Source organism: Bacteroides sp. Marseille-P8574, from assembly GCF_902825465.1.
Taxonomy (GTDB): Bacteria; Bacteroidota; Bacteroidia; order Bacteroidales; family Bacteroidaceae; genus Bacteroides; species Bacteroides uniformis.
In genome coordinates this window covers 1,348,648-1,367,701 of the sequence record NZ_CADEBE010000001.1, presented here as the reverse complement: position 1 = coordinate 1,367,701, position 19,054 = coordinate 1,348,648, and the positions used below count along the sequence as shown (strand labels likewise).

At 41.8% G+C, this 19,054-nt stretch carries 20 protein-coding genes; 14 read left to right on the top strand and 6 right to left on the bottom strand.

Annotation, left to right across the window (positions count from 1 at the left end):
- Nucleotides 1-56 precede the first annotated feature (56 nt).
- On the top strand, nucleotides 57-1,496 hold the full coding sequence (cls, locus tag HUX74_RS05835; protein ID WP_119961780.1) for a cardiolipin synthase: 1,440 nt from the start codon (nucleotides 57-59) through the stop codon (nucleotides 1,494-1,496).
- Nucleotides 1,497-1,508: 12 nt separating this feature from the next.
- On the opposite strand, the gene rsmD is transcribed toward cls, so the two are convergent.
- From rsmD to HUX74_RS05820, 3 genes are read right to left on the bottom strand one after another with little or no spacing between them, the layout of a single operon-like run.
- A complete protein-coding gene (rsmD, locus tag HUX74_RS05830; protein WP_119961781.1) occupies nucleotides 1,509-2,042 on the bottom strand; it encodes a 16S rRNA (guanine(966)-N(2))-methyltransferase RsmD in 534 nt (177 codons plus the stop codon).
- On the bottom strand, nucleotides 2,033-2,812 hold the full coding sequence (locus HUX74_RS05825) for a DUF3822 family protein (protein ID WP_117588673.1): 780 nt from the start codon (nucleotides 2,810-2,812) through the stop codon (nucleotides 2,033-2,035). Before HUX74_RS05825 ends, rsmD begins: the two co-directional genes overlap by 10 nt.
- An 18-nt stretch (nucleotides 2,813-2,830) precedes the next feature.
- Complete coding sequence (locus HUX74_RS05820) at nucleotides 2,831-3,517, bottom strand: hypothetical protein (protein WP_117964889.1); 687 nt, start codon at nucleotides 3,515-3,517, stop codon at nucleotides 2,831-2,833.
- Between the two features lie 95 nt (nucleotides 3,518-3,612).
- On the opposite strand from HUX74_RS05820, the gene HUX74_RS05815 reads away from it, so the two are divergent.
- Together HUX74_RS05815 and HUX74_RS05810 are read left to right on the top strand one after the other, a co-directional pair.
- Nucleotides 3,613-5,031 carry an ATP-dependent RecD-like DNA helicase gene (locus HUX74_RS05815; protein WP_117588671.1) on the top strand — a complete coding sequence of 473 codons (1,419 nt, stop codon included), beginning with the start codon at nucleotides 3,613-3,615 and terminating at the stop codon, nucleotides 5,029-5,031.
- Between the two features lie 76 nt (nucleotides 5,032-5,107).
- Nucleotides 5,108-5,917 carry a hypothetical protein gene (locus HUX74_RS05810; RefSeq protein ID WP_117588670.1) on the top strand — a complete coding sequence of 270 codons (810 nt, stop codon included), beginning with the start codon at nucleotides 5,108-5,110 and terminating at the stop codon, nucleotides 5,915-5,917.
- 453 nt (nucleotides 5,918-6,370) lie between these two features.
- Here the strand turns inward: HUX74_RS05810 and alaS are convergent, their stop codons facing one another.
- Complete coding sequence (gene alaS, locus HUX74_RS05805; RefSeq protein WP_117588669.1) at nucleotides 6,371-8,989, bottom strand: alanine--tRNA ligase; 2,619 nt, start codon at nucleotides 8,987-8,989, stop codon at nucleotides 6,371-6,373.
- Between the two features lie 259 nt (nucleotides 8,990-9,248).
- On the opposite strand from alaS, the gene HUX74_RS05800 reads away from it, so the two are divergent.
- From HUX74_RS05800 to HUX74_RS05775, 6 genes are all read left to right on the top strand, one after another.
- Nucleotides 9,249-11,102 (top strand): tyrosine-type recombinase/integrase, encoded by a 1,854-nt coding sequence (locus HUX74_RS05800; RefSeq protein ID WP_174646360.1) that lies wholly within the window; start codon nucleotides 9,249-9,251, stop codon nucleotides 11,100-11,102.
- 238 nt (nucleotides 11,103-11,340) lie between these two features.
- On the top strand, nucleotides 11,341-11,514 hold the full coding sequence (locus HUX74_RS05795; RefSeq protein WP_165853583.1) for a hypothetical protein: 174 nt from the start codon (nucleotides 11,341-11,343) through the stop codon (nucleotides 11,512-11,514).
- Between the two features lie 269 nt (nucleotides 11,515-11,783).
- Entirely contained in the window at nucleotides 11,784-12,005 is a 222-nt protein-coding gene (locus HUX74_RS05790) for a hypothetical protein (protein WP_120178125.1), read from the top strand.
- Nucleotides 11,992-12,627, top strand: coding sequence for a hypothetical protein (locus HUX74_RS05785; protein ID WP_133303487.1), 636 nt, complete (start codon nucleotides 11,992-11,994; stop codon nucleotides 12,625-12,627). Before HUX74_RS05790 ends, HUX74_RS05785 begins: the two co-directional genes overlap by 14 nt.
- A 378-nt stretch (nucleotides 12,628-13,005) precedes the next feature.
- Nucleotides 13,006-13,179 carry a hypothetical protein gene (locus tag HUX74_RS05780; RefSeq protein WP_165853582.1) on the top strand — a complete coding sequence of 58 codons (174 nt, stop codon included), beginning with the start codon at nucleotides 13,006-13,008 and terminating at the stop codon, nucleotides 13,177-13,179.
- A gap of 55 nt (nucleotides 13,180-13,234) precedes the next feature.
- A complete protein-coding gene (locus HUX74_RS05775) occupies nucleotides 13,235-13,978 on the top strand; it encodes a hypothetical protein (protein ID WP_174646359.1) in 744 nt (247 codons plus the stop codon).
- 45 nt (nucleotides 13,979-14,023) lie between these two features.
- On the opposite strand, the gene HUX74_RS05770 is transcribed toward HUX74_RS05775, so the two are convergent.
- On the bottom strand, nucleotides 14,024-14,170 hold the full coding sequence (locus HUX74_RS05770; protein WP_371808675.1) for a hypothetical protein: 147 nt from the start codon (nucleotides 14,168-14,170) through the stop codon (nucleotides 14,024-14,026).
- Between the two features lie 695 nt (nucleotides 14,171-14,865).
- On the bottom strand, nucleotides 14,866-15,063 hold the full coding sequence (locus HUX74_RS05765; protein WP_120178122.1) for a hypothetical protein: 198 nt from the start codon (nucleotides 15,061-15,063) through the stop codon (nucleotides 14,866-14,868).
- 626 nt (nucleotides 15,064-15,689) lie between these two features.
- On the opposite strand from HUX74_RS05765, the gene HUX74_RS05760 reads away from it, so the two are divergent.
- The 5 genes from HUX74_RS05760 (at nucleotide 15,690) to HUX74_RS05745 (ending at nucleotide 19,043) form a co-directional block, all read left to right on the top strand.
- Nucleotides 15,690-16,706: a DUF3871 family protein gene (locus HUX74_RS05760; protein WP_117878658.1), complete on the top strand. Its 1,017-nt coding sequence runs from the start codon at nucleotides 15,690-15,692 to the stop codon at nucleotides 16,704-16,706.
- 48 nt (nucleotides 16,707-16,754) lie between these two features.
- Nucleotides 16,755-16,877, top strand: a complete 123-nt coding sequence (locus HUX74_RS20900) for a hypothetical protein (RefSeq protein WP_255501490.1) — start codon at nucleotides 16,755-16,757, stop codon at nucleotides 16,875-16,877.
- Between the two features lie 75 nt (nucleotides 16,878-16,952).
- Nucleotides 16,953-17,225 (top strand): hypothetical protein, encoded by a 273-nt coding sequence (locus HUX74_RS05755; RefSeq protein ID WP_009037602.1) that lies wholly within the window; start codon nucleotides 16,953-16,955, stop codon nucleotides 17,223-17,225.
- A 155-nt stretch (nucleotides 17,226-17,380) separates the two neighbouring features.
- Nucleotides 17,381-17,968 carry a tyrosine-type recombinase/integrase gene (locus HUX74_RS05750; RefSeq protein WP_174646358.1) on the top strand — a complete coding sequence of 196 codons (588 nt, stop codon included), beginning with the start codon at nucleotides 17,381-17,383 and terminating at the stop codon, nucleotides 17,966-17,968.
- Between the two features lie 730 nt (nucleotides 17,969-18,698).
- Nucleotides 18,699-19,043, top strand: coding sequence for a hypothetical protein (locus tag HUX74_RS05745; RefSeq protein ID WP_174646357.1), 345 nt, complete (start codon nucleotides 18,699-18,701; stop codon nucleotides 19,041-19,043).
- Nucleotides 19,044-19,054 lie beyond the last annotated feature (11 nt).

Genomic DNA, 19,054 nt, shown 5'->3' with positions numbered 1-19,054 from the left:
TTTTTGTACTTCATTTCTTTTTCCTACATTTGTTTCACACTTAATTGTCTGTGAACATGCTTGATTGGAACTTCATTGCCAGCCAGATTGCTACGATAGCCTTCGACATTGTTTATTTCGGTGCCATCATCGGAACGATTGTCGTCATTATCCTCGACAACCGCAATCCGGTGAAAACCATGGCATGGATACTGGTATTGATGTTCCTTCCTATCGTGGGGCTGGTGTTTTACTTCTTCTTCGGGCGTAGTCAGCGCCGTGTGCGCATGATAGGGAAGAAGAGTTACAGCCGCTTGTTGAAGAAACCTATGGCGGAATATCTGGCGCAGGATTCATGTACGCTTCCCATCAATTACAGCCGTCTCATATCTTTGTTCCGTAATACCAACCAGGCTTTCCCCTTCGATGGAAACCGGGTGGAAGTCTATACCCTGGGGCTCTCCATGCTGCAATCCCTGCTGCGCGAATTGGGGAAAGCAACGAAGCATATCCACATGGAATTCTATATCTTTGAGGACGATGCCATCGGGCGCTTGGTGCGTGATGTCCTGATGGAAAAGGCGCGTGCCGGGGTAGAGGTACGTGTGATTTATGATGATGTGGGTTGCTGGCATGTTCCCAACCGTTTTTTTGAAGAGATGCGCGAGGCCGGTATCGAGGTACGCAGCTTCCTGAAGGTACGTTTTCCGCTTTTTACCAGCAAGGTGAATTATCGTAATCATCGGAAAATAGTTGTCATTGACGGGCACATCGGCTTTGTGGGGGGGATGAATCTTGCCGAACGCTATATGCGCGGATTCTCATGGGGCATCTGGCGGGACACACATCTGCTGCTGGAGGGCAAGGCTGTTCACGGATTGCAGACCGCCTTCCTGCTCGATTGGTACTTTGTGGACCGTACACTGATTACGTCTACCCGCTATTTCCCGAAAATAGAAAACTACGGTACTTCCTTGGCACAGATTGTAACGAGTGAGCCCGTGGGCCCATGGAAAGACATTATGCAGGGCCTTGCCATATCTATTTCCAGCGCGAAGAAATACTTCTATATCCAGACTCCCTACTTCCTGCCAACCGAAGCCGTACTTGTTGCCATGCAGACAGCTGCCTTATCAGGTGTGGATGTGCGTCTGATGCTGCCCATGCGTGCTGATAATCGCTTGACACATCTGGGCTCCTGCTCTTATCTGGCAGATGTGCTCTATTCGGGAGTCAAGGTCTATTTCTATAAGAAGGGCTTCCTACACTCCAAACTGATGGTTTCGGATGATGAGTTGTCCACGGTAGGCTCCACGAATGTGGATTTTCGCAGTTTTGAACATAACTTTGAGGTGAATGCCTTCATCTATGACACAGAAACAGCGCTTCAGATGCGCGAAATCTTCCTCCAAGATCAGCGCGACTGCGTACAGGTATTCCTGAAGAACTGGGTGAAGCGCCCTTGGTATCGTAAGGCTGCAGAGAGTGTGGTGCGGCTGATGGCGCCGCTTTTGTAATTGTGATAATTATCAATTAAAGAACGTGAAGTTCACGCTACCGTACACCCTTCTCTCCACAAAGTGCGGATGTCCTTCGAAACTGTTTTTCTTCCCGTGTTCCAGAACGAAGAGGCCGTCTTCTTTCAGCAGGTTGTTTTCGAAGATAAGGTCGGGCAAAGTTTCCAGCCCGGCAAGTTCGTAGGGAGGATCGGCAAAGATAAAGTCGAATTGCTCCCGTCCGCTTTTGAGGTATTTGAATACGTCACCGCGTATGGGCAGGCACTTGTCCGTCTTTAATTCCTGCATAATCTTGCAGATGAAGGCATAGTGGTCGCGGTCTTTTTCCACGCTGATTACTTGGTCGCAGCCTCTGGACACAAGCTCGATGCTGATGCTGCCCGTACCGGCAAATAGGTCGAGGGCACGGATGCCGTCCTCAAAGTCCATGTAGTTGGAGAGTACATTGAACAGATTCTCTTTGGCAAAGTCTGTGGTGGGGCGTGCCTTGAAGGAGTGGGGCACGTCGAAACGTCGTCTTTTGTATATTCCACTGATTACTCGCATAGGGTTATGGCTTGCAGGTCAAGATTAGTGGCGGGGTTCATGATGAATACCTGCCGGATGAATTTTCGCAGTTCGGGCAGTAGCAGCTCTTTGTCGTTCAGGTCACCGGTTAGGTGCAGCTCATCGCGCTCCTGCTCGAAGCCGAGTTGTTTCCATATATATAATAGGTAGTAGACACGGTCGGGTGTGCTTCTGCACTCAAAGGAATTGGCTAGAAGCAGGCGTCCGCGCTCGTAGCCGTATACGTCTACGGCATCTTTTCGCAAGTGTGCATACATTTTCCGGCTGTTGCCCAAGCGGCTCTTTGAAGAGAAGAACTCAATGAAGGGGCTGGCTTGGGAATAGAACTTGACACCGGGATACTGTTCGCGAAGGAAGGAACAGGCACTCTTATCCATGCCGAACAGTACGACAGTGTTGTTCTTATGCAGTATGTTGTATTGTACGGTTTCATTTTCCCGTTTAGGGTGGTTGTGATAGAAGATGATTTCCGTTTGTTCGTCTTCGAAGAACTCCAGGGGAATGAACGTGAAGCGTTTGTCTGCCATGAGCACATTGACACGGCGGAAGGGGCGTTTCAGCCACTCCAGCTCGCGGAAAGTCTGTTTCAGATTGGCAGTGAGGGAGAGGGACTCATCCACTTCACGGTCGTAGTAAGAAAACTCACCGTCGCCCAGAGGATTGAACACAGAAAAAGAAAATCCATCCGTGCTGAGACGGATGGATAATGTATACTGTTCCGATTTATTAAAATCAGTCGTTTCTATCATACGTTTGTCGGGGTGAGATTATTCCCAGTTACCGGCGTTGTTGTTAGCTGTTTCCAAGCTACCAATCATCAGACCGCAGTACTTGCCAAGTTTGGTTTGTACGTCCTTGATGTTAGCAATTTCCTGCTTATCCAGACCGTTCAAGTAAACTTCATACGGAGTCTTCACTTCGAGCAAACAGAAAGGAGCACCGGATTTGGCTGTATCGTTCTTGATGGCCATTTCGAATTGTGCACCGTTTCCGAAGGGAACATATCTCATTGAATCGGGGTTGAAACCTTTCGGGAAGATAGTGTCCAATACGGCTACCCACAAGGTATCACGTTTGAAGTTTTCCAATCCCCATTTCTTTACTTCATCATATTTGCCGGTCTTCTTGGCTTTATTGATGATGTTGATGGCTTTCTTTTCAGTCAGACCGTCTTCCAGCTGCTTATCGTTCAGTTCTCCTTGCTTGAAGATGAACGGAAGTTTCTGGTTTTTAACAAAGTCAATCAGAGAGTCGAAGCTTGCAGTATATTGCTGGTCATGTAAAGTACGATATTCCAATTGTGCTTTACGGATGTCAATCAGACGTGCAATGACAGCTGCATCTCTGTGCTTCTTTGCTTTTTCAAAGTTGATAGGACCCATAATGCTGGCGTAACAAATATAAATTAGCACCAAAGCACATAAGCCTAAAATGACATTAAATACTGTTTTCATGATAAATATGTTTTTTAGTTGTTATATTCGCACCGCAAAAATAAAAGAAATTAATTTAAAAACGATAGTTCCCTTTACTTTTTTCTGTTACAAAAATGATAAATAACTATTTAGAAAGGCAAATTAAGGAAAATTTTCCTTACCAACCAACTCCTGAGCAAGAAATTGCTGTAAAATCTTTATCGGAGTTCCTTCTATCACCTTGTAGCGAGGTGGTTTTTATGCTTCGTGGTTATGCGGGGACGGGTAAAACATCGTTGGTCGGTGCCTTGGTGCGGACGTTGGATAAGCTGCAACAGAAGTCGGTATTGCTGGCACCAACCGGGCGGGCGGCAAAAGTTTTTTCATCGTATGCGGGGCATCCGGCGTTTACAATTCATAAAAAAATCTATAGACAGCAATCTTTCTCCAACGAGCTGAGCAATTTTTCTGTGAACGATAATTTGACAACTCACACTCTCTATATAGTGGATGAGGCCTCGATGATTTCCAATGAGGGACTGTCCGGTTCCATGTTCGGCACGGGCAGGTTGCTGGACGACCTGGTGCAGTTTGTCTATTCCGGCCAGGGATGCCGTTTGCTGCTGATGGGCGATACGGCACAGCTGCCGCCAGTGGGGGAGGAGCAGAGTCCTGCCCTCTTTGCCGATGCCTTGAAAGGCTACGGGCTGGAAGTGGTGGAGGTGGACTTGACGCAGGTAGTGCGTCAGGAGCAGCAGTCGGGTATCTTGTGGAATGCCACCCGCCTGAGGCAGTTGATAGCGGAAGACGATTGTTACAGCCTGCCAAAGATAAAGGTTTCGGGGTTTGCCGATATTAAAGTTCTGCCCGGTAATGAGCTGATAGAGACGCTGAGCTCTTGCTACGACCGCGACGGGCTGGATGAAACCATCGTGGTGTGCCGTTCCAATAAGCGGGCGAACATCTACAACAAGGGCATCCGTGCGCAGATTCTCTGGCGTGAGGATGAATTGAACACCGGTGATTTGTTGATGGTGGCGAAAAATAACTACTTCTGGACGGAAAAAGAGAAGGAGATGGACTTCATTGCCAACGGTGAGACTGCCGTAGTGCGCCGCGTGCGCCGTACGCGGGAGCTGTATGGTTTCCGCTTTGCGGACGTGACGCTGGTCTTTCCTGACTATAACGACTTTGAACTGGAAGTGAACATGCTGCTCGATACGCTGCATACCGACTCGCCTGCGCTGCCTAAGGCAGAGAACGACCGGCTTTTCTATTCCGTCCTCGAAGACTATGCCGACATCACCGTGAAGCGTGAGCGGATGAAGAAGATGAAGGCAGACCCGTATTACAATGCTTTGCAGGTGAAGTATGCCTACGCCGTGACTTGCCACAAGGCGCAGGGCGGGCAGTGGAGGAATGTATTTCTGGACCAGGGCTATATGACGGACGAATATTTGACACCCGATTACTTTCGTTGGCTCTATACGGCTTTTACCCGTGCCACGGGAACGCTCTACTTGGTGAACTATCCGAAAGAACAAATCGTTTGAAAAAGAGAGGGGTACCGATGCAGTATTCCGGTATTTTTTGTATTTTTGTAGATAGAACAACTATAACAGAACAAGTATGAAGAAGCTATATTCTCTCTTTGCCTTGATAGCACTGCTGTTTACCGCTTCCGGTTGCGAGGACGATTACCGGAGCATGGTACTTTTCGAAGGCGTGGAGCCTATTTATCAGATTGGGACATGTGATAATCTGGTGTCTAATCTTTCTTATTATCTTTCTGAAACAAACGAAGATACAGTGCTGGGCATTGACGGTGGTGACGGTTCCTATAATGTGATTAACGAACATGAGTCGGTGGCTTCCGTGACTTTTACCGATGAGGTCAACGGTTATCAGCGTATCAAAATTCATCCGTTGGCAGAGGGAGAGACGATTGTGAAGGTGATGGATGGTTCCGGTGAGGAGACCCAACTGCGCATCACGGTGAAAGGTCGCAGGCAATATACGTTGACGAAGATGGGCTCCGAGTATGGTATCAGTAATGGTGCACTGACGGAACTGCTGAGTGATGTCTCTAAGGCGCTTGCCGAGCGTCCTTGGGTGAAGGATGGCGGGTATTATGTGCTGGTACCCGAAGATTTCTCCAATAGTATGTGGAAAGGTGTATTGGAAATCTATCCGACGGGGAAAGAGGAGGAACCGCTAATGGGAATATACGAGACAGTTCCAGTGGAAGATGAGAACGGAGATACATATGCACTGTGGCAGTTTACTTATAATGGAGAGAAGAGGCTCTTTACGCGGACGGTCTCGGGAAATGGTAAATGTGTACTTGCGGAAAATGTAACTCCTTTCTGTCCTTCCGGTTTGTTGCCCGAAGGTGCACTGGTGGTTTATCGCGAGATGTTTCTACTTCGGACGGAATGAGGTTTTAGTGAAAATCTTGTCAAGAGTAGATTTACGAAAGATTAACAGACGGGAGGCTTAGGCTTCCCGTTTTTGTTTCTGTTGTGCATCATCTGTCTGTTCTGTATGCATCATTCGTTTGCTTCGAATGTATTGTCTGTTTGTTCTGGACTAATCATCCGTTCCCTCCACTTCACTGTCCCAAACCTCAGGGCTTTTCACGGAAACCCCAGGGCTTTGGAGGGTAAATGCCAGCCATTTCACTTGCTAAGGTGTGGCATTTAGGATGGTAAGGTGTGGAGTTTGGGGAGCCGGCATGTGGCATTTCAAATGGAATACTGTGGAGGGTAAAAAGAAAAGGAGAAGCAATGCTCCTCCTTTCCCGGTAGTTTAATTTTTAAATATCTAAAAAATGACGTTACAAATATACAACATCGCAGAGGCGATGTCAAGTGTTTTGCCAATTATTTTCGATTATAATCCTGCCAATTCCAATACTTTGTCAATGGCAGCGTTCAGTCCATCAACATTCTTACCGCCGGCAGTTGCAAAGTGGGGCTGGCCACCGCCACCGCCTTGGATAAGTTTGGCGGCTTCTTTCACCAGGTTACCGGCTTTCAGTCCACCTGCCACAAGGTTGTCGCTCAGCATGACGGTCAGCATCGGCTTGCCTTCGGCTTCTGTTCCGGCCACGAAGAACAAGTTTTCCGTAATCTGGCCACGCAGCTGGAAGGCGATGTTCTTCACTGTTTCTGCCGGCAGCGGGGCACAGAACTTGATGACTTTAACGCCATTGACTTCCTGCACGTTCTTCAGCAGTCTTTCTTTCAGCTGTGCTTCTTTCTCTTTCATGAAGTCCTCTACCTGCTTCTTCAGTCCGGCGTTCTCGTCGATATACTTGCGGATGGTTCCGGCAAGGTCGGGTGCGTTGTTGAAGAGCGCCTTCAGGTCGTGCAGCGTGTCCTCGATGGTGTTCATCAATTCCTCCACGCGTGCACCCGTGTAGGCTTCGATACGGCGCACACCGGCAGCCACGGAGCTTTCGGAGATAATCTTCACCATACCGATGTTTCCGGTTGCAGCCACATGTGTACCACCACAGAACTCTACGGAAGAACCGAACTGGATAACGCGTACATGGTCGCCGTACTTTTCGCCGAACAGAGCGATGGCGCCCAGTTCTTTGGCTTCTTCGATAGGAATGTTGCGGTATTCCTTCAAAGGTATGTTGGCGCGAATCTTTGCATTAACGATGTGTTCCACCTTGCGGATTTCCTCGTCCGTCACCTTTTGGAAGTGTGAGAAGTCGAAACGCAGGGAGTCTGGTGTAACCAAAGAGCCCTTCTGCTCTACATGTTCGCCCAATACTTCGCGCAGTGCGGCATCCAGCAAGTGGGTGGCAGAGTGGTTGGCAGCACAAGCAGCACGTTTGTCGGTATCTACGCATGCCATCATCGGAGCTTCCAAATGTTGGGGCAGCTTCTTGGTGATGTGGATGGGCAAGTTGTTTTCCTTCTTGGTGTCTACTACTTCGATGGTTTCGAACTCGTTTACCAATACACCGGTATCGCCTACCTGACCGCCGCTTTCGGCGTAGAATGGAGTCTTGTCCAGTACAATCTGATATAAGGTCTGGTTCTTCTGCTTCACTTGGCGGTAGCGCAGAATGGATGTCTCGTATTCCGTATAGTCATATCCCACGAATTCAGTGGTACCTTCTTTCAGCGTAATCCAGTCACCGGTCTCTATGGCAGCGGCATTGCGGGCACGTTGTTTTTGCTGTTGCATTTCGGCGTCAAACTCCTTGATGTCGGCAGTCATGCCGTTTTCGCGGAGAATCAGCTCCGTCAAGTCAAGCGGGAAACCGAAGGTGTCATATAAAGTGAAGGCGTCCTTTCCGCTGATTTTGTTCTTGCCGGCGGCTTTGGCGTCTGCCATGGTCTTTTCCAGCAGGCGGATACCCGTCTCCAAAGTGCGGAGGAAGGAATCTTCTTCTTCCTTGATAACTTTGGCAATCAGTTCCTTCTGTGCATTCAGTTCGGGATAAGCGGCACCCATGTTCTCGATGAGTACGGGGAGGAGCTTGTACATGAATGCCTGCTTCTGTCCGAGGAACGTGTAGCCGTAGCGAACGGCACGGCGGAGAATACGGCGGATGACATAACCTGCTTTGGCATTACTTGGAAGCTGTCCGTCGGTAATAGAGAAGGCGATGGTACGGATGTGGTCGGCAATCACACGCATGGCGATGTCCGACTTCTCATCGTCGCCGTACTTCTTGCCTGCTATGTCTCCGATGGCTTTCAGTATCGGTTGGAACACGTCGGTGTCGTAGTTGGAGGTCTTTCCTTGCAGTGTGCGCACCAGTCGCTCGAAGCCCATGCCGGTGTCGATAACCTTGGCGGGAAGTCCTTCCAGGCTGCCGTCTGCCTTGCGGTTGAACTGCATGAACACGAGGTTCCAGATTTCAATCACCTGCGGGTGGTCTTTGTTCACCAGCTGGCTGCCGGGTACTTTGGCCTTCTCTTCTTCCGAACGGGAGTCCACATGGATTTCCGAACACGGACCGCACGGTCCCGTATCGCCCATTTCCCAGAAGTTATCGTGTTTGTTGCCATTCAGAATGTGGTCTTTCGGCAAGAACTGCTCCCAGTAAGAAGCAGCTTCGTTGTCGCGTTCCAGTCCTTCTTCGGCGCTACCTTCGAATACGGTGGCGTAGAGGTCTTTGGGGTCGAGTTTCAATACATCCACCAGATACTCCCATGCCCAGGAGATGGCTTCTTTCTTGAAGTAGTCGCCGAACGACCAGTTGCCCAGCATCTCGAACATGGTGTGGTGGTAGGTATCGTGACCTACTTCCTCCAGGTCGTTGTGTTTTCCGCTTACGCGAAGGCATTTCTGCGAGTCAGCAACTCTTTTGTATTTCGCCGGGTGGTTGCCCAAAATGATATCTTTAAACTGGTTCATTCCCGCATTGGTGAACATCAACGTGGGGTCATCCTTAATCACCATCGGGGCCGAAGGCACTATCTGGTGACCTTTACTTTCGAAGAAACTCTTGAAAGAGTCTCTGATTTCGTTTGCAGTCAACATACTCTCTATTGATTTATCTGATTCTAGTTTGATTTATCTTCTTCTGTCGTTTTTTGTCCGTTTCTTACTACTAACTACTTGCTACTTAGTCTTAATATTCTTGAAAAAACTGTGCAAAGATAGCTTGTTTTTATGATATAGCAAAGCTTTATTTCAATATATTCTGGAAGGGGTGATAATGTGGAAATACCTATGCAAATAGTCTCATTAATAACCAAATGTAATAACCGATTTTAATAACGTTTGGCAATAAACAGTGATGAATGAACAAGTGTTTCTTGAATTTACTCTAAATTTCAATCTAAGGCAGACTAGGTTGAATAAACCGACTATTATTTATGCTCTATTTTCATTTAGGGGAAAGCAGTATAAGGTAAATATTGGAGTGAAAGTTTATCCTTCGCAATGGAATAAGCGGAAACAAATTGCTACTATTAGTAATGGGCAAACTAGATTGGATAATAGGAATAATGAAATTGTTAATAAAAGAATAAGGTCTATACTTGCTTCTTTTGAAGAGAATAAGAATTATCTTTGTGAAGATATGGAAAGAATCAACTTCCTTTTTGAAGAAATGAAGCAAATTATTAATCCTAATTTGAAGCAACGTAATGCTATGGGAGAAAAAGAAAAATTATCTGCAACTTTTATTTTAAGGCAGATGGTAGAGAAGTATATCGATGGAGAAAATAGTAAGAACATATATATGGGATATGTTAGGTCTTTTGAGAACTTTTTGAAAACTAGAGATATTCTTAATAGTGTATCTTATATTAATGGAGATACTATGGAAGATTATCAGCAGTATTTATTGTCGCTTAATTCTAAGATTGCAACGATTTTAAATAAACTCAATGGAATTAAAACATTGATTAATCATGCTAACAAAGACAAGGAAATAAAAGCTGGTATAGACATAACATCTTTCACTCCTATTAAGGATAGGCGAACTAAAGAACAAAAAAAGAGTAAGCAAATTCCATTAACAGAAAAACAACTTTTAGCTATTTATGGTTACTCAAATCTTAAACCAAAAGAAGAAGAGGCTAGAGATTTGTTTATCTCCCAGTGCTTACTAGGACAACGCATATCTGATTTGCCTAAGATTTTTAAAGGTGAATATACTGTTACGAAGTTAGAAGGTAATGTTGAGGTTATTTCTTTTGTTGTTCAAAAGACTGGAGAACAAGCTACAGTGTATTTATTTCCCTTGGTAAAAGAGATTTTGAATAAATATAAAGAAAAGGGGTTCGAGCATATCAATTTATTGGGAGAAGATGCTAACGTTGTAAGAAATAATGAGGCTAAATTAAATAGAGTAATTAAAAATGTATGCAAGAAGGTTGGACTAGATAGTGATGTAATTTATACAGAACAAATAGGTGAGGAGGTTATTAATAAAAAAAAGAAATTATATGAGTTAATTCATACTCATATTGCTAGGCATACATTTATTACTTTGATGTGCCGTTCTGGGATTCCTAAAGAAGATGTAATAATAGCAACTGCGCATACAGACACCACAATGATAGACGATGTTTATTTGCATGAAACTGTAAACGATAAAGGAACAAGGCTTATTAATTCTTTAAAGAAAATCAAAAACAGTAGATTATTCAAGGTTGAAGGGACTGATAATATGGTAGATGCTACAATGAATAAACAAGAAACGGTCAAGAAGCCAATTTCAAGGGCGAGCGTGGCTGACAATATAACCTTTGAAACCTTGTTAGACACTCAATTTTTTGCATCCAAAATCAATAAGGCTGTTGAACTACAATCACAAGTAGGTCACTTGAAAGATGGGAAACTATGTAGCTATGACAATGAAATTGCGTCCCTTATAAGCGAGATAGAAAAGTTCTCCCAATCTTCCACTTCAGATTCTGATGTGGCAAAGCAATATGTGAAACAGTTATCTGTTGGGAAGCTGTCAGACTTGTATGACTGTTTTAGGGAAATGATTATCAAGTGCGTTAAGATTGGTATCAGTAAGGATGCAATTATGCAGTTTATCAATAAGGCTTTGGAAATAGGCTTGTTGGATAATGCAAGATTCACCAATATAAAAGAAATCACTACAGCCTTATTGGATAAAAGAAATCAAGACTGACAAGTTTTTTAGGAAATTAGGGTTTCTGGTAAGGCTGAACAGCATATTCTCCCCGAACAGCTACGGTTATGGGGAGAATTTTTGCTTTATTGCCCCCTCAACTCAAATATTCCACAATTTCTACTTGTCGTTTGGTGATGTAGTCGGGACTTTATACCTTTGCACTGTGATTGAAAGTCAGAAATGACCGAGTTCCTCGTCTCCCAGATTCTCCACTACAAACCTAAATCCACTTCAAATGAAAGAACTGACCTACGCTGACATTCGTAAAATGGCCCTGGAGCACGGTATCAAGGACACAAGGCTGCACATTGGGCTTTGGGCTTCTGACCGATACATCAAGAAACGAAAAATGATTCAAGGCAAGATGTACATGGTTTACCTGCCGTATCACAAACCGGAGCAGGAATAGTTTTCAAGTTCCAAACTTACTTCCAAGCTATCAGAAGAGGACATACCCTCACTCCATGAAGCTCCCTACACGAAGTTTTAAGAAAGTTGTCAAAGTGTTTTGGCACCTCACCAAAGTGCAGTATCTTTGCAACATCAACATGAGATAAGGGCGGTATCACTGAAACCACTGAATTACCGACTTGAGGCACATCTGAAATTGAATTGTCTGAATTTACCTGCCATTTCAATCCACCTTATCTTGCCAGATTATCTATTTAATAATTATTTATGGGACTAAGAATGAATGGAGAAACAGAACTTACATTCAAGCAACTACGTGAGCTTGCACTAGCCCACCAGGTAAAGGACAGCAAGACTGTTATTGGAATATGGGCTAAGCTGAACGGCTATTCCAAGAGACGCAAGCAGAAAGATAACAAGGTTTACACCGTTTACATCAAGATGAGCAATGATAAATCCAATAAAACTAACAACTATGAGAACGCATAGACTACCACAATTAATCAAGTACATTGACGTTAGAGGCGTTAACAAATCAATGATTGAATTTAAGGCAAATCTAGACAAACTGAACGACTTCTTTAGTATATTTCCCAAGTGGGGAATTTCTGTAACAATTAAACTGCTTAAAGAGTTAAGGAATGATTCTGAAGCCATGTGTAACAAATATTTCAGTATCATATCAGAAAGAATCTTGAATGAACTTTCTGCACGACCAGACGGTCTGGATGTTGAGAGCTACAAGAAAGAGGCTAGCCAATTAAAGGTGCATTTCAATCGCATTAAACTGTGCATGCGAAATACAGATTTCAGATTCTTCATTCATGAAGGATTGAACGAGGACATGTTTTATGTCTCAAATAATAAAGTTTATGGAAACCTAAACACAATGTACTTCTATATCAACGAAAATTCACGCTATGCAGAATGTGGAGATGAATCTTTTATTTTAAACAAATTGCAGGACATCTGTCACGAACTGAACGAACTCAGACAGTATGACATTTTGAATGCGTTACCAAAATTGATAAAGGATAGTCCCAACGAGGGATATGTAGTTGACTCAAACGCTTTCGACGAATGTATGGATAAGGTATTGTATAAGAGATGACAATAAAATGTATAAGGGAGGACTGTGCAAACGGTTCTCCCTTTTCGTGTTCATACCCACCAGACATATATCCCCAACTGTATATGTAACCAAGTCCAATACCCTGCCGCCATGCGAGCCAAGAACAGAAGTGATAAATACAGATGTACATCTAGTCTGGAATTTACCTATTCCCTATTTTGAGACTCCAATAAGTATTCCCGATTTTAATACCGGTACACTCCCTAAAATGATACCCTAGTAACATACCTATTATATAACATACCTTATATATGAAAAATGAAGTTCCTACGGAACTACAATTTTCTGGAACGGGAGTTACAGATAATTCCACTAATCAGATGAATGACAACCAATCAATTCTAACGCTAAAGCAGTATGATATGGTATAAACCAGACAACATTATTTTTAAGAACAGGAAGGAAGCCAAGAAGTATTTTGGAACTAATAAATATTACAAGATTGAACGGGAGAAGAAAGATATAATATTTATAGACGACCACAAATCCATAGCTACTGATGGGGGCAATCAGACAGACATTGATAAGTAAGGATATTATCAGTTTCAAGAAGACACTGAACGCTTATATCTACTCCATTATAAAAATGAACAGCAATTATTATAACGGGATGTCAGAAATCACCTATCCTAAAATAGCTGGACTGTCAGATATATCAGAGGGCATTATAAAGGCACATCTAAGTGAGAAAGATGAGAAGGGGAAGTTTGTTTTTAAGGACAATCCACTATTTCTAGGCTGGGAATATTTCTATGTTAACAGTAAAACCCATATCAGTTATAAAATGAATACCAAGCCAGAGTACTATTTCATATTGAGGAATGACTTTATTCTGGATAAGAATCTAACCCCTAAAGAAAAAGACTTCTTGCTAAAGTTCATGGATATTTGTACTAATAACACACATTACTTAAAAGCAAGCAAACAAGACATTAAAGATAAAATAGGAGTAGGTAAAAACAGCACTGTAATTGACAGCCTCATCAATAAAGGGTATATAGTTCTTATTAATGGATATTATATTGCCAGATGCAAAGACATGCCATTATCCAGAGACTTGGAAAGAGCCAATATCTACCAGATAATAGAGGACTTCTGTATAGGACACGGAGTTATACCACCAGCCTATGACAGAAAGAAAATAAATCTTATTCTTACTAAATACACTACTGTTGGCAAAAGCAACCGTCAAGACTTCAAACAGACACTAATTAAGAAATGCAAGCATATAGAGCAAGGGAATTATCAGTATTTATTAACTGCACTAGGTCTATATAAGAAGGAGATTAAACCATATCCCCAACCAGAAAAATTTGAAATCATATTATAGGGGAAAGCTCCAGACTGGCAGATAAGGTCTGGGGCTTTTTTTGTGTCATTCCCTTAACCTTATTTGGGTGTCAATAAAGTACAAGTTCCCGTCAATGCCATAGAGCACATTGTTTGGGACTGCATCAAACACTTCATAGAGTGCGTTATGGTACTCGTCGTAATAGTCCATCTCAAATCCCAATGCCTGCATACATTCAGCTATCTCAATCTTTCGTGGTTTCCTTTTCTATCTTTAATAGATATATAATATAGCTATTGTGATTACTGCTGAAAGTATATCTGATTTTATGTCTCTATTCATATAATTGTTTGTTATTCGTTTGTATGTTTTAACTTTTTAACAAACAGCTGTCGTCGTAACGCTGAGTTATTAACTCTATACATCATGTTTTTTCATCCATATAGGAACTACGATTTCTTTCATAAGTCTTACAGTTATATAAGAAACTAGCACTCTCAATGTATTGGGAATTTATTGAGCTTTTTATAGTTCTTTTACTCATCATCTAATCTCATAGTGAGGTATAGAATGTGAAATACATTAAAGACAAGATAAAAGATTAAACCATTGATTCCTCCTATAATGTAATAACAAAATAGAACAGATAAAATGTTCAATAGTCCGTGTATTAATGAATACATAGGTAAAATTATTATATTGTTAATAAATGTTTGTTTACAAAATAAACAAAACCTACATGATATTGGCGATGTTTGTCATTCATAGCTGTTTATGATGTTGAATTATTTTAATGACATCAGCTGCATTTTTGCATAAAATGTAGGAATCTAATTCATTCCTCGTTCAAAAGGGCGTTTATAAAGAGCATCAGTGCTACCATCATTTTTAGTACATGTGAAATTAATATTCTTATATATTTACCCTTATCTAGTTATCTGACGGACAAGGTGTGACAAGTCAATCCATAGACCGTTGTCATTGGCAAATTTTATCAGTTCTTCCGTTTGCCTTCCCTTATAGCCCTCTGTTGGTTCAGTTTCTCCTGCTGCCTCCTTACATCTTCCAATGATGCAGGCTGCCTGCTCCAAGAGGCTATTGATTGGCGTGTTCGCTCTATCCATTGCTTGTGAAATTCATTGATATAGTCCATAACCGCATAATCATGAGTTTATGCAAATGTAGTCAATTCATCTGGAATTGGCAAGCCAAATGCCCAACTCAAAAATATAGGTACTTAAAATCACACCCCTCCCCCTTTAGTTCTGGGAAGTGTTTCCATATAAGGTACAGAGCTATATAGGGTGGAATTACTGGCAGTAGAAAAATGGCTGGCATGTATATCCGTATCTGGTGTATGTCTCAAGCGCTTCTTTACTGTTACTCCTAACTACCCTCACCGTATCTTTAGGGGAAATGAACACCAGATGCGAAATCACCTTCCAACCCCAAACGCTTGAAATTCTGTAACAGCCATTACGGGCAGATACAGATTTATTACAGAAATACACATGCGTACAAGGCTGGAAGGCTTTTTGTTTCTGGTTATCATTCCCTTTTAATTCACTCATTACTAATCATAAATTATCGCTTATGGAAGATTTAAAGGCAATTCTGACGGTTGGTGCAATACTCGTTGTACCGTTCATTGCAGCCCCAAAGGTAATGTTTGCCATAGTGCTGTACATTATCATTTATATGGCATTCAGATGGAGAAATTTCTAATTATCAACTTAATAATTTACAGATTATGGAAGCATTACAGATTATGCCAGCCATGGCACAGAGAAGTAACAGCAATTTAGGAGAATTTGCAGAGGATGCAACGGTAGTTGTGGAAGAAACAGCAAAACCAAGTATTACTTTCTTGGAAGCCAATACAGATTCTATTACACTGGAAGAACTTGCAAACAAATGTGTTGTGCCTACTTGGGCAAACCAGGAATTAACCGTTGCACACCAAGACTTTGTTTCTTGTGTGCATGAGGCTGCAAGCTCATTCTATGCAGGTGAAAAGGTGAACTTTCCAGAAATAAGAGTTTCACATATAGTACGTGGCAGAATACCGTCCGCACTAGGCAAGAAAGCAAGTGAACTGTTAGAATGTGAAAAGACACAATTCTATCAAAGACTTGCTTTTGCCTTTACCGTTCCAACCATTTTTGAAACGATAAGAGGGCAAAGGCTTGAACTGTGTATAGGTGGGGTAAGGAATTACAGTGATTTGAATTTGTACCGTTCTTCCAAAGGCTTGGAAAAGTTCTCTGTCTTTATTGGCTGGAGAATGAAAATCTGTTCCAATCAGATTCTTACTGGTGAAGGTGTGAGGTTCAACATGGAAGTAACCAATATCAGTGAGCTTTACAGAAATGTACTGGAATTGTTTAACAGCTTCAATGCTGCCAAAGAAATACATTTGATGCAGACATTATCAGATATTTATCTGTCTGAAACACAATTTGCACAAGTGATAGGCAGAATGCGAATGTACCAAGCGCTTTCACCAGCGAGACAGAAAGCAATACCAAGACTTTTAATCACTGACAGCCAGATAAACAGTGTTTGTCGCGAGTATTACACGAATGAAGTGTTTGGAGTGAAGGATAATGCTATATCAATGTTCGATTTCCATAACCTTTTGACACAAGCAAACAAAATGAGTTATGTGGACGCTTATCTGCAACGGGCTGTTAATGCTACAGAACTGGCAACGGGCATTGCATCCGCTCTGCATGGTGATGAAAAATACAGCTGGTTTCTTTCTTAGCTGTATCTGGAATTATATCCTATTACTGGTTTCTCAAAACTGGAGATTATGCTACGGAATTTATTCTATGTGTTACTGGCTACTTTGGTATTCTTCATTGCAATGGCATTGTTTCCATTTATAGCGGTGGGATATATCCTGCTGCTGGGCTATGCCATTATCAAAGGATAGCTTAGTATGGAGGACATCTATATAATAAGGTATAGGTGTCCTTTTTATTTATAAACCTCTTAAATATTAAATGATATGGTAATAGAAGACAGTCGCGAATACAAGGCAGCGCAAGAACTTGAAAGAGCCTTGAACGATTATAGTTGGAATCCTAAAAGGTTTGCAGAGAGTACGAGGTATTATCACCGTACACTACAGCAGGAGCTTATGAGAACCATTGTGGCAATCATTCAAATGGTTGGTGATGAAAGCTATGGTACAGACCTTAGAAATCAAGCCTCACATGAACTTTGTAAAAAGATTATTGAGAGCGGTGCATTGGATGAAGCCTATTTGCCGTTCATATAGGCTTGAACGTAACAAAGGACATCATTAACTTGGTGTCCTTTTTTATTATATTCACTTCTTTACAAAGTGAATGTTTCTTTGATTATCAACAAGTTGGATATTCCAACTTAAAAATGACATTCACTTTTATTCATTTACATACAAAACTGAACATTATGAGTTTAAAATATTCAAGCACTACAGCAGATTATCTGCAATGGAGCGAGGCAATGAACTTGATAAGAAAACTGGCTAAAGATGGAAATTACAGAATTTCCCTTCTTGTAGCTCTGGGCTGTTTTACTGGCTTAAGAATATCTGACATTCTGGCTTTACACTGGAAGCAGATACTAAATACCAGTGAATTTACAGTGATAGAGAAAAAGACAGATAAGGTAAGAACTATTAGGATAAACGCCCAACTTGGGCAGCACATTAAAGAGTGCTATGAACAGATAAAGCCTATAGGGATTAACGCACCTATTTTAGTGAGCCAGAAAGGGACTGTTTTCACTATTCAAAGAATCAATGTGATACTGAAAGAGGTGAAAAAGAAGTATAAATTAAAGGTTAAGAACTTTAGTTGTCATTCACTTAGAAAGACTTTTGGCAGGCAAGTTTATAATATGAACAGTGATAATTCAGAGCTTGCCCTAGTAAAACTCATGGAACTGTTCAATCATAGTTCTGTAACCATTACTAAAAGATACTTAGGTTTGAGGCAGGAAGAACTACTAAATACCTATGACTGTCTTAGTTTTTAACACATTATTTTTGTTGTAAATACAATACCTTTCGTTATCTTTGTGGCAATTCTAACAGCCTAATGCGTTGGGAAGTTGGAAGGACATAGTTAACGAAAGGTGTTATTGAAATTATCTTCTAAAGTCAAACTTCGCAACTTTGATAAATAGCATGAAGATGATGGCAATAGCACCACATCATTTGATATATACCTGCCTTATATGTCATGTAAGGTCTTTAGATATTATCAAACTGGTGTGGGCTATTGTTTTATCCATGCTATTGGTAATGCGAAGACCAGACTTTAGGATAAAACAGTAAGTTCCCACACCTTTCTTGTATGTAGAAATTACATCTTTGGGAACTGGATGTACAATTAAATGCAAGAATTATGAAACACATATCCATACAGTTGTCCCCAACCTTGTTTGTGCTTTGCATGGCAGGTAAAATGTTAAATCCTTTGCAAATTCATAGATTAGGCATTTTTATCTAAAAATCTTTGTGTAGGAATGTAAATTAATTAATATCTTTGGAAGCAAATAAGAAGGCATTGCATTAGCCTTTTTCATAGAGGCTATTTCAGTCCTCCAGTGTCTTGAATACTATGTGAAACAACTTCTGAAAGGGGACAAGGAAGTAGAAATTTACATTTAGAGGGAAGAGGTTATTTAACTAATCTGTAAATGGGACTGCTACCATAAAGCAGAAAGACTGTTCATTTAATAGCAACATAATTTTTAATAAGATATGATAAAGGAGACAGATATTACTGCAATTTCAGCTTTCTTGCAGCAGTTTGCCACCAAGCAGGAAGATAGGGAAAGATTACAATCATTGCTGATGGCATTTGGTTATAAACTTCCTATGTCCCAAGCTACATGTAACAATATGAATCAAATCCTTTTGGGTTTAGGTCAAGAAACAAAAAAGGATATGGCAAATGTACTGTTCTGCTATTTAACTGGTATGGGACAAACTATTACAGACGTGTTCTCTACCATAGAGAATATGAAAACTGCAATGGCTAAAATTAAGTTGGCAGGAATGACTACAGTGTTCATTAAGTATAATTTAAAATTGGATAATCATTAAAATATCAATTT

What these genes read in the sequence shown, in the direction of transcription:
- HUX74_RS05785 (WP_133303487.1), top strand. Translation starts at nt 11,992, where the DNA reads ATGAGAACGCATAGACTACCACAATTAATCAAGTACATTGACGTTAGA.
- HUX74_RS05815 (WP_117588671.1), top strand. Translation starts at nt 3,613, where the DNA reads ATGATAAATAACTATTTAGAAAGGCAAATTAAGGAAAATTTTCCTTAC.
- HUX74_RS05820 (WP_117964889.1), bottom strand. Translation starts at nt 3,517, where the DNA reads ATGAAAACAGTATTTAATGTCATTTTAGGCTTATGTGCTTTGGTGCTA.
- HUX74_RS05795 (WP_165853583.1), top strand. Translation starts at nt 11,341, where the DNA reads ATGAAAGAACTGACCTACGCTGACATTCGTAAAATGGCCCTGGAGCAC.
- HUX74_RS05760 (WP_117878658.1), top strand. Translation starts at nt 15,690, where the DNA reads ATGGAAGCATTACAGATTATGCCAGCCATGGCACAGAGAAGTAACAGC.
- rsmD (WP_119961781.1), bottom strand. Translation starts at nt 2,042, where the DNA reads ATGCGAGTAATCAGTGGAATATACAAAAGACGACGTTTCGACGTGCCC.
- HUX74_RS05825 (WP_117588673.1), bottom strand. Translation starts at nt 2,812, where the DNA reads ATGATAGAAACGACTGATTTTAATAAATCGGAACAGTATACATTATCC.
- HUX74_RS05780 (WP_165853582.1), top strand. Translation starts at nt 13,006, where the DNA reads ATGATATGGTATAAACCAGACAACATTATTTTTAAGAACAGGAAGGAA.
- HUX74_RS05745 (WP_174646357.1), top strand. Translation starts at nt 18,699, where the DNA reads ATGATAAAGGAGACAGATATTACTGCAATTTCAGCTTTCTTGCAGCAG.
- HUX74_RS05750 (WP_174646358.1), top strand. Translation starts at nt 17,381, where the DNA reads ATGAGTTTAAAATATTCAAGCACTACAGCAGATTATCTGCAATGGAGC.
- HUX74_RS05765 (WP_120178122.1), bottom strand. Translation starts at nt 15,063, where the DNA reads ATGGATAGAGCGAACACGCCAATCAATAGCCTCTTGGAGCAGGCAGCC.
- HUX74_RS20900 (WP_255501490.1), top strand. Translation starts at nt 16,755, where the DNA reads ATGCTACGGAATTTATTCTATGTGTTACTGGCTACTTTGGTATTCTTC.
- HUX74_RS05790 (WP_120178125.1), top strand. Translation starts at nt 11,784, where the DNA reads ATGGGACTAAGAATGAATGGAGAAACAGAACTTACATTCAAGCAACTA.
- HUX74_RS05755 (WP_009037602.1), top strand. Translation starts at nt 16,953, where the DNA reads ATGGTAATAGAAGACAGTCGCGAATACAAGGCAGCGCAAGAACTTGAA.
- alaS (WP_117588669.1), bottom strand. Translation starts at nt 8,989, where the DNA reads ATGTTGACTGCAAACGAAATCAGAGACTCTTTCAAGAGTTTCTTCGAA.
- cls (WP_119961780.1), top strand. Translation starts at nt 57, where the DNA reads ATGCTTGATTGGAACTTCATTGCCAGCCAGATTGCTACGATAGCCTTC.
- HUX74_RS05810 (WP_117588670.1), top strand. Translation starts at nt 5,108, where the DNA reads ATGAAGAAGCTATATTCTCTCTTTGCCTTGATAGCACTGCTGTTTACC.
- HUX74_RS05770 (WP_371808675.1), bottom strand. Translation starts at nt 14,170, where the DNA reads ATGCAGGCATTGGGATTTGAGATGGACTATTACGACGAGTACCATAAC.
- HUX74_RS05775 (WP_174646359.1), top strand. Translation starts at nt 13,235, where the DNA reads ATGAACAGCAATTATTATAACGGGATGTCAGAAATCACCTATCCTAAA.
- HUX74_RS05800 (WP_174646360.1), top strand. Translation starts at nt 9,249, where the DNA reads ATGAATGAACAAGTGTTTCTTGAATTTACTCTAAATTTCAATCTAAGG.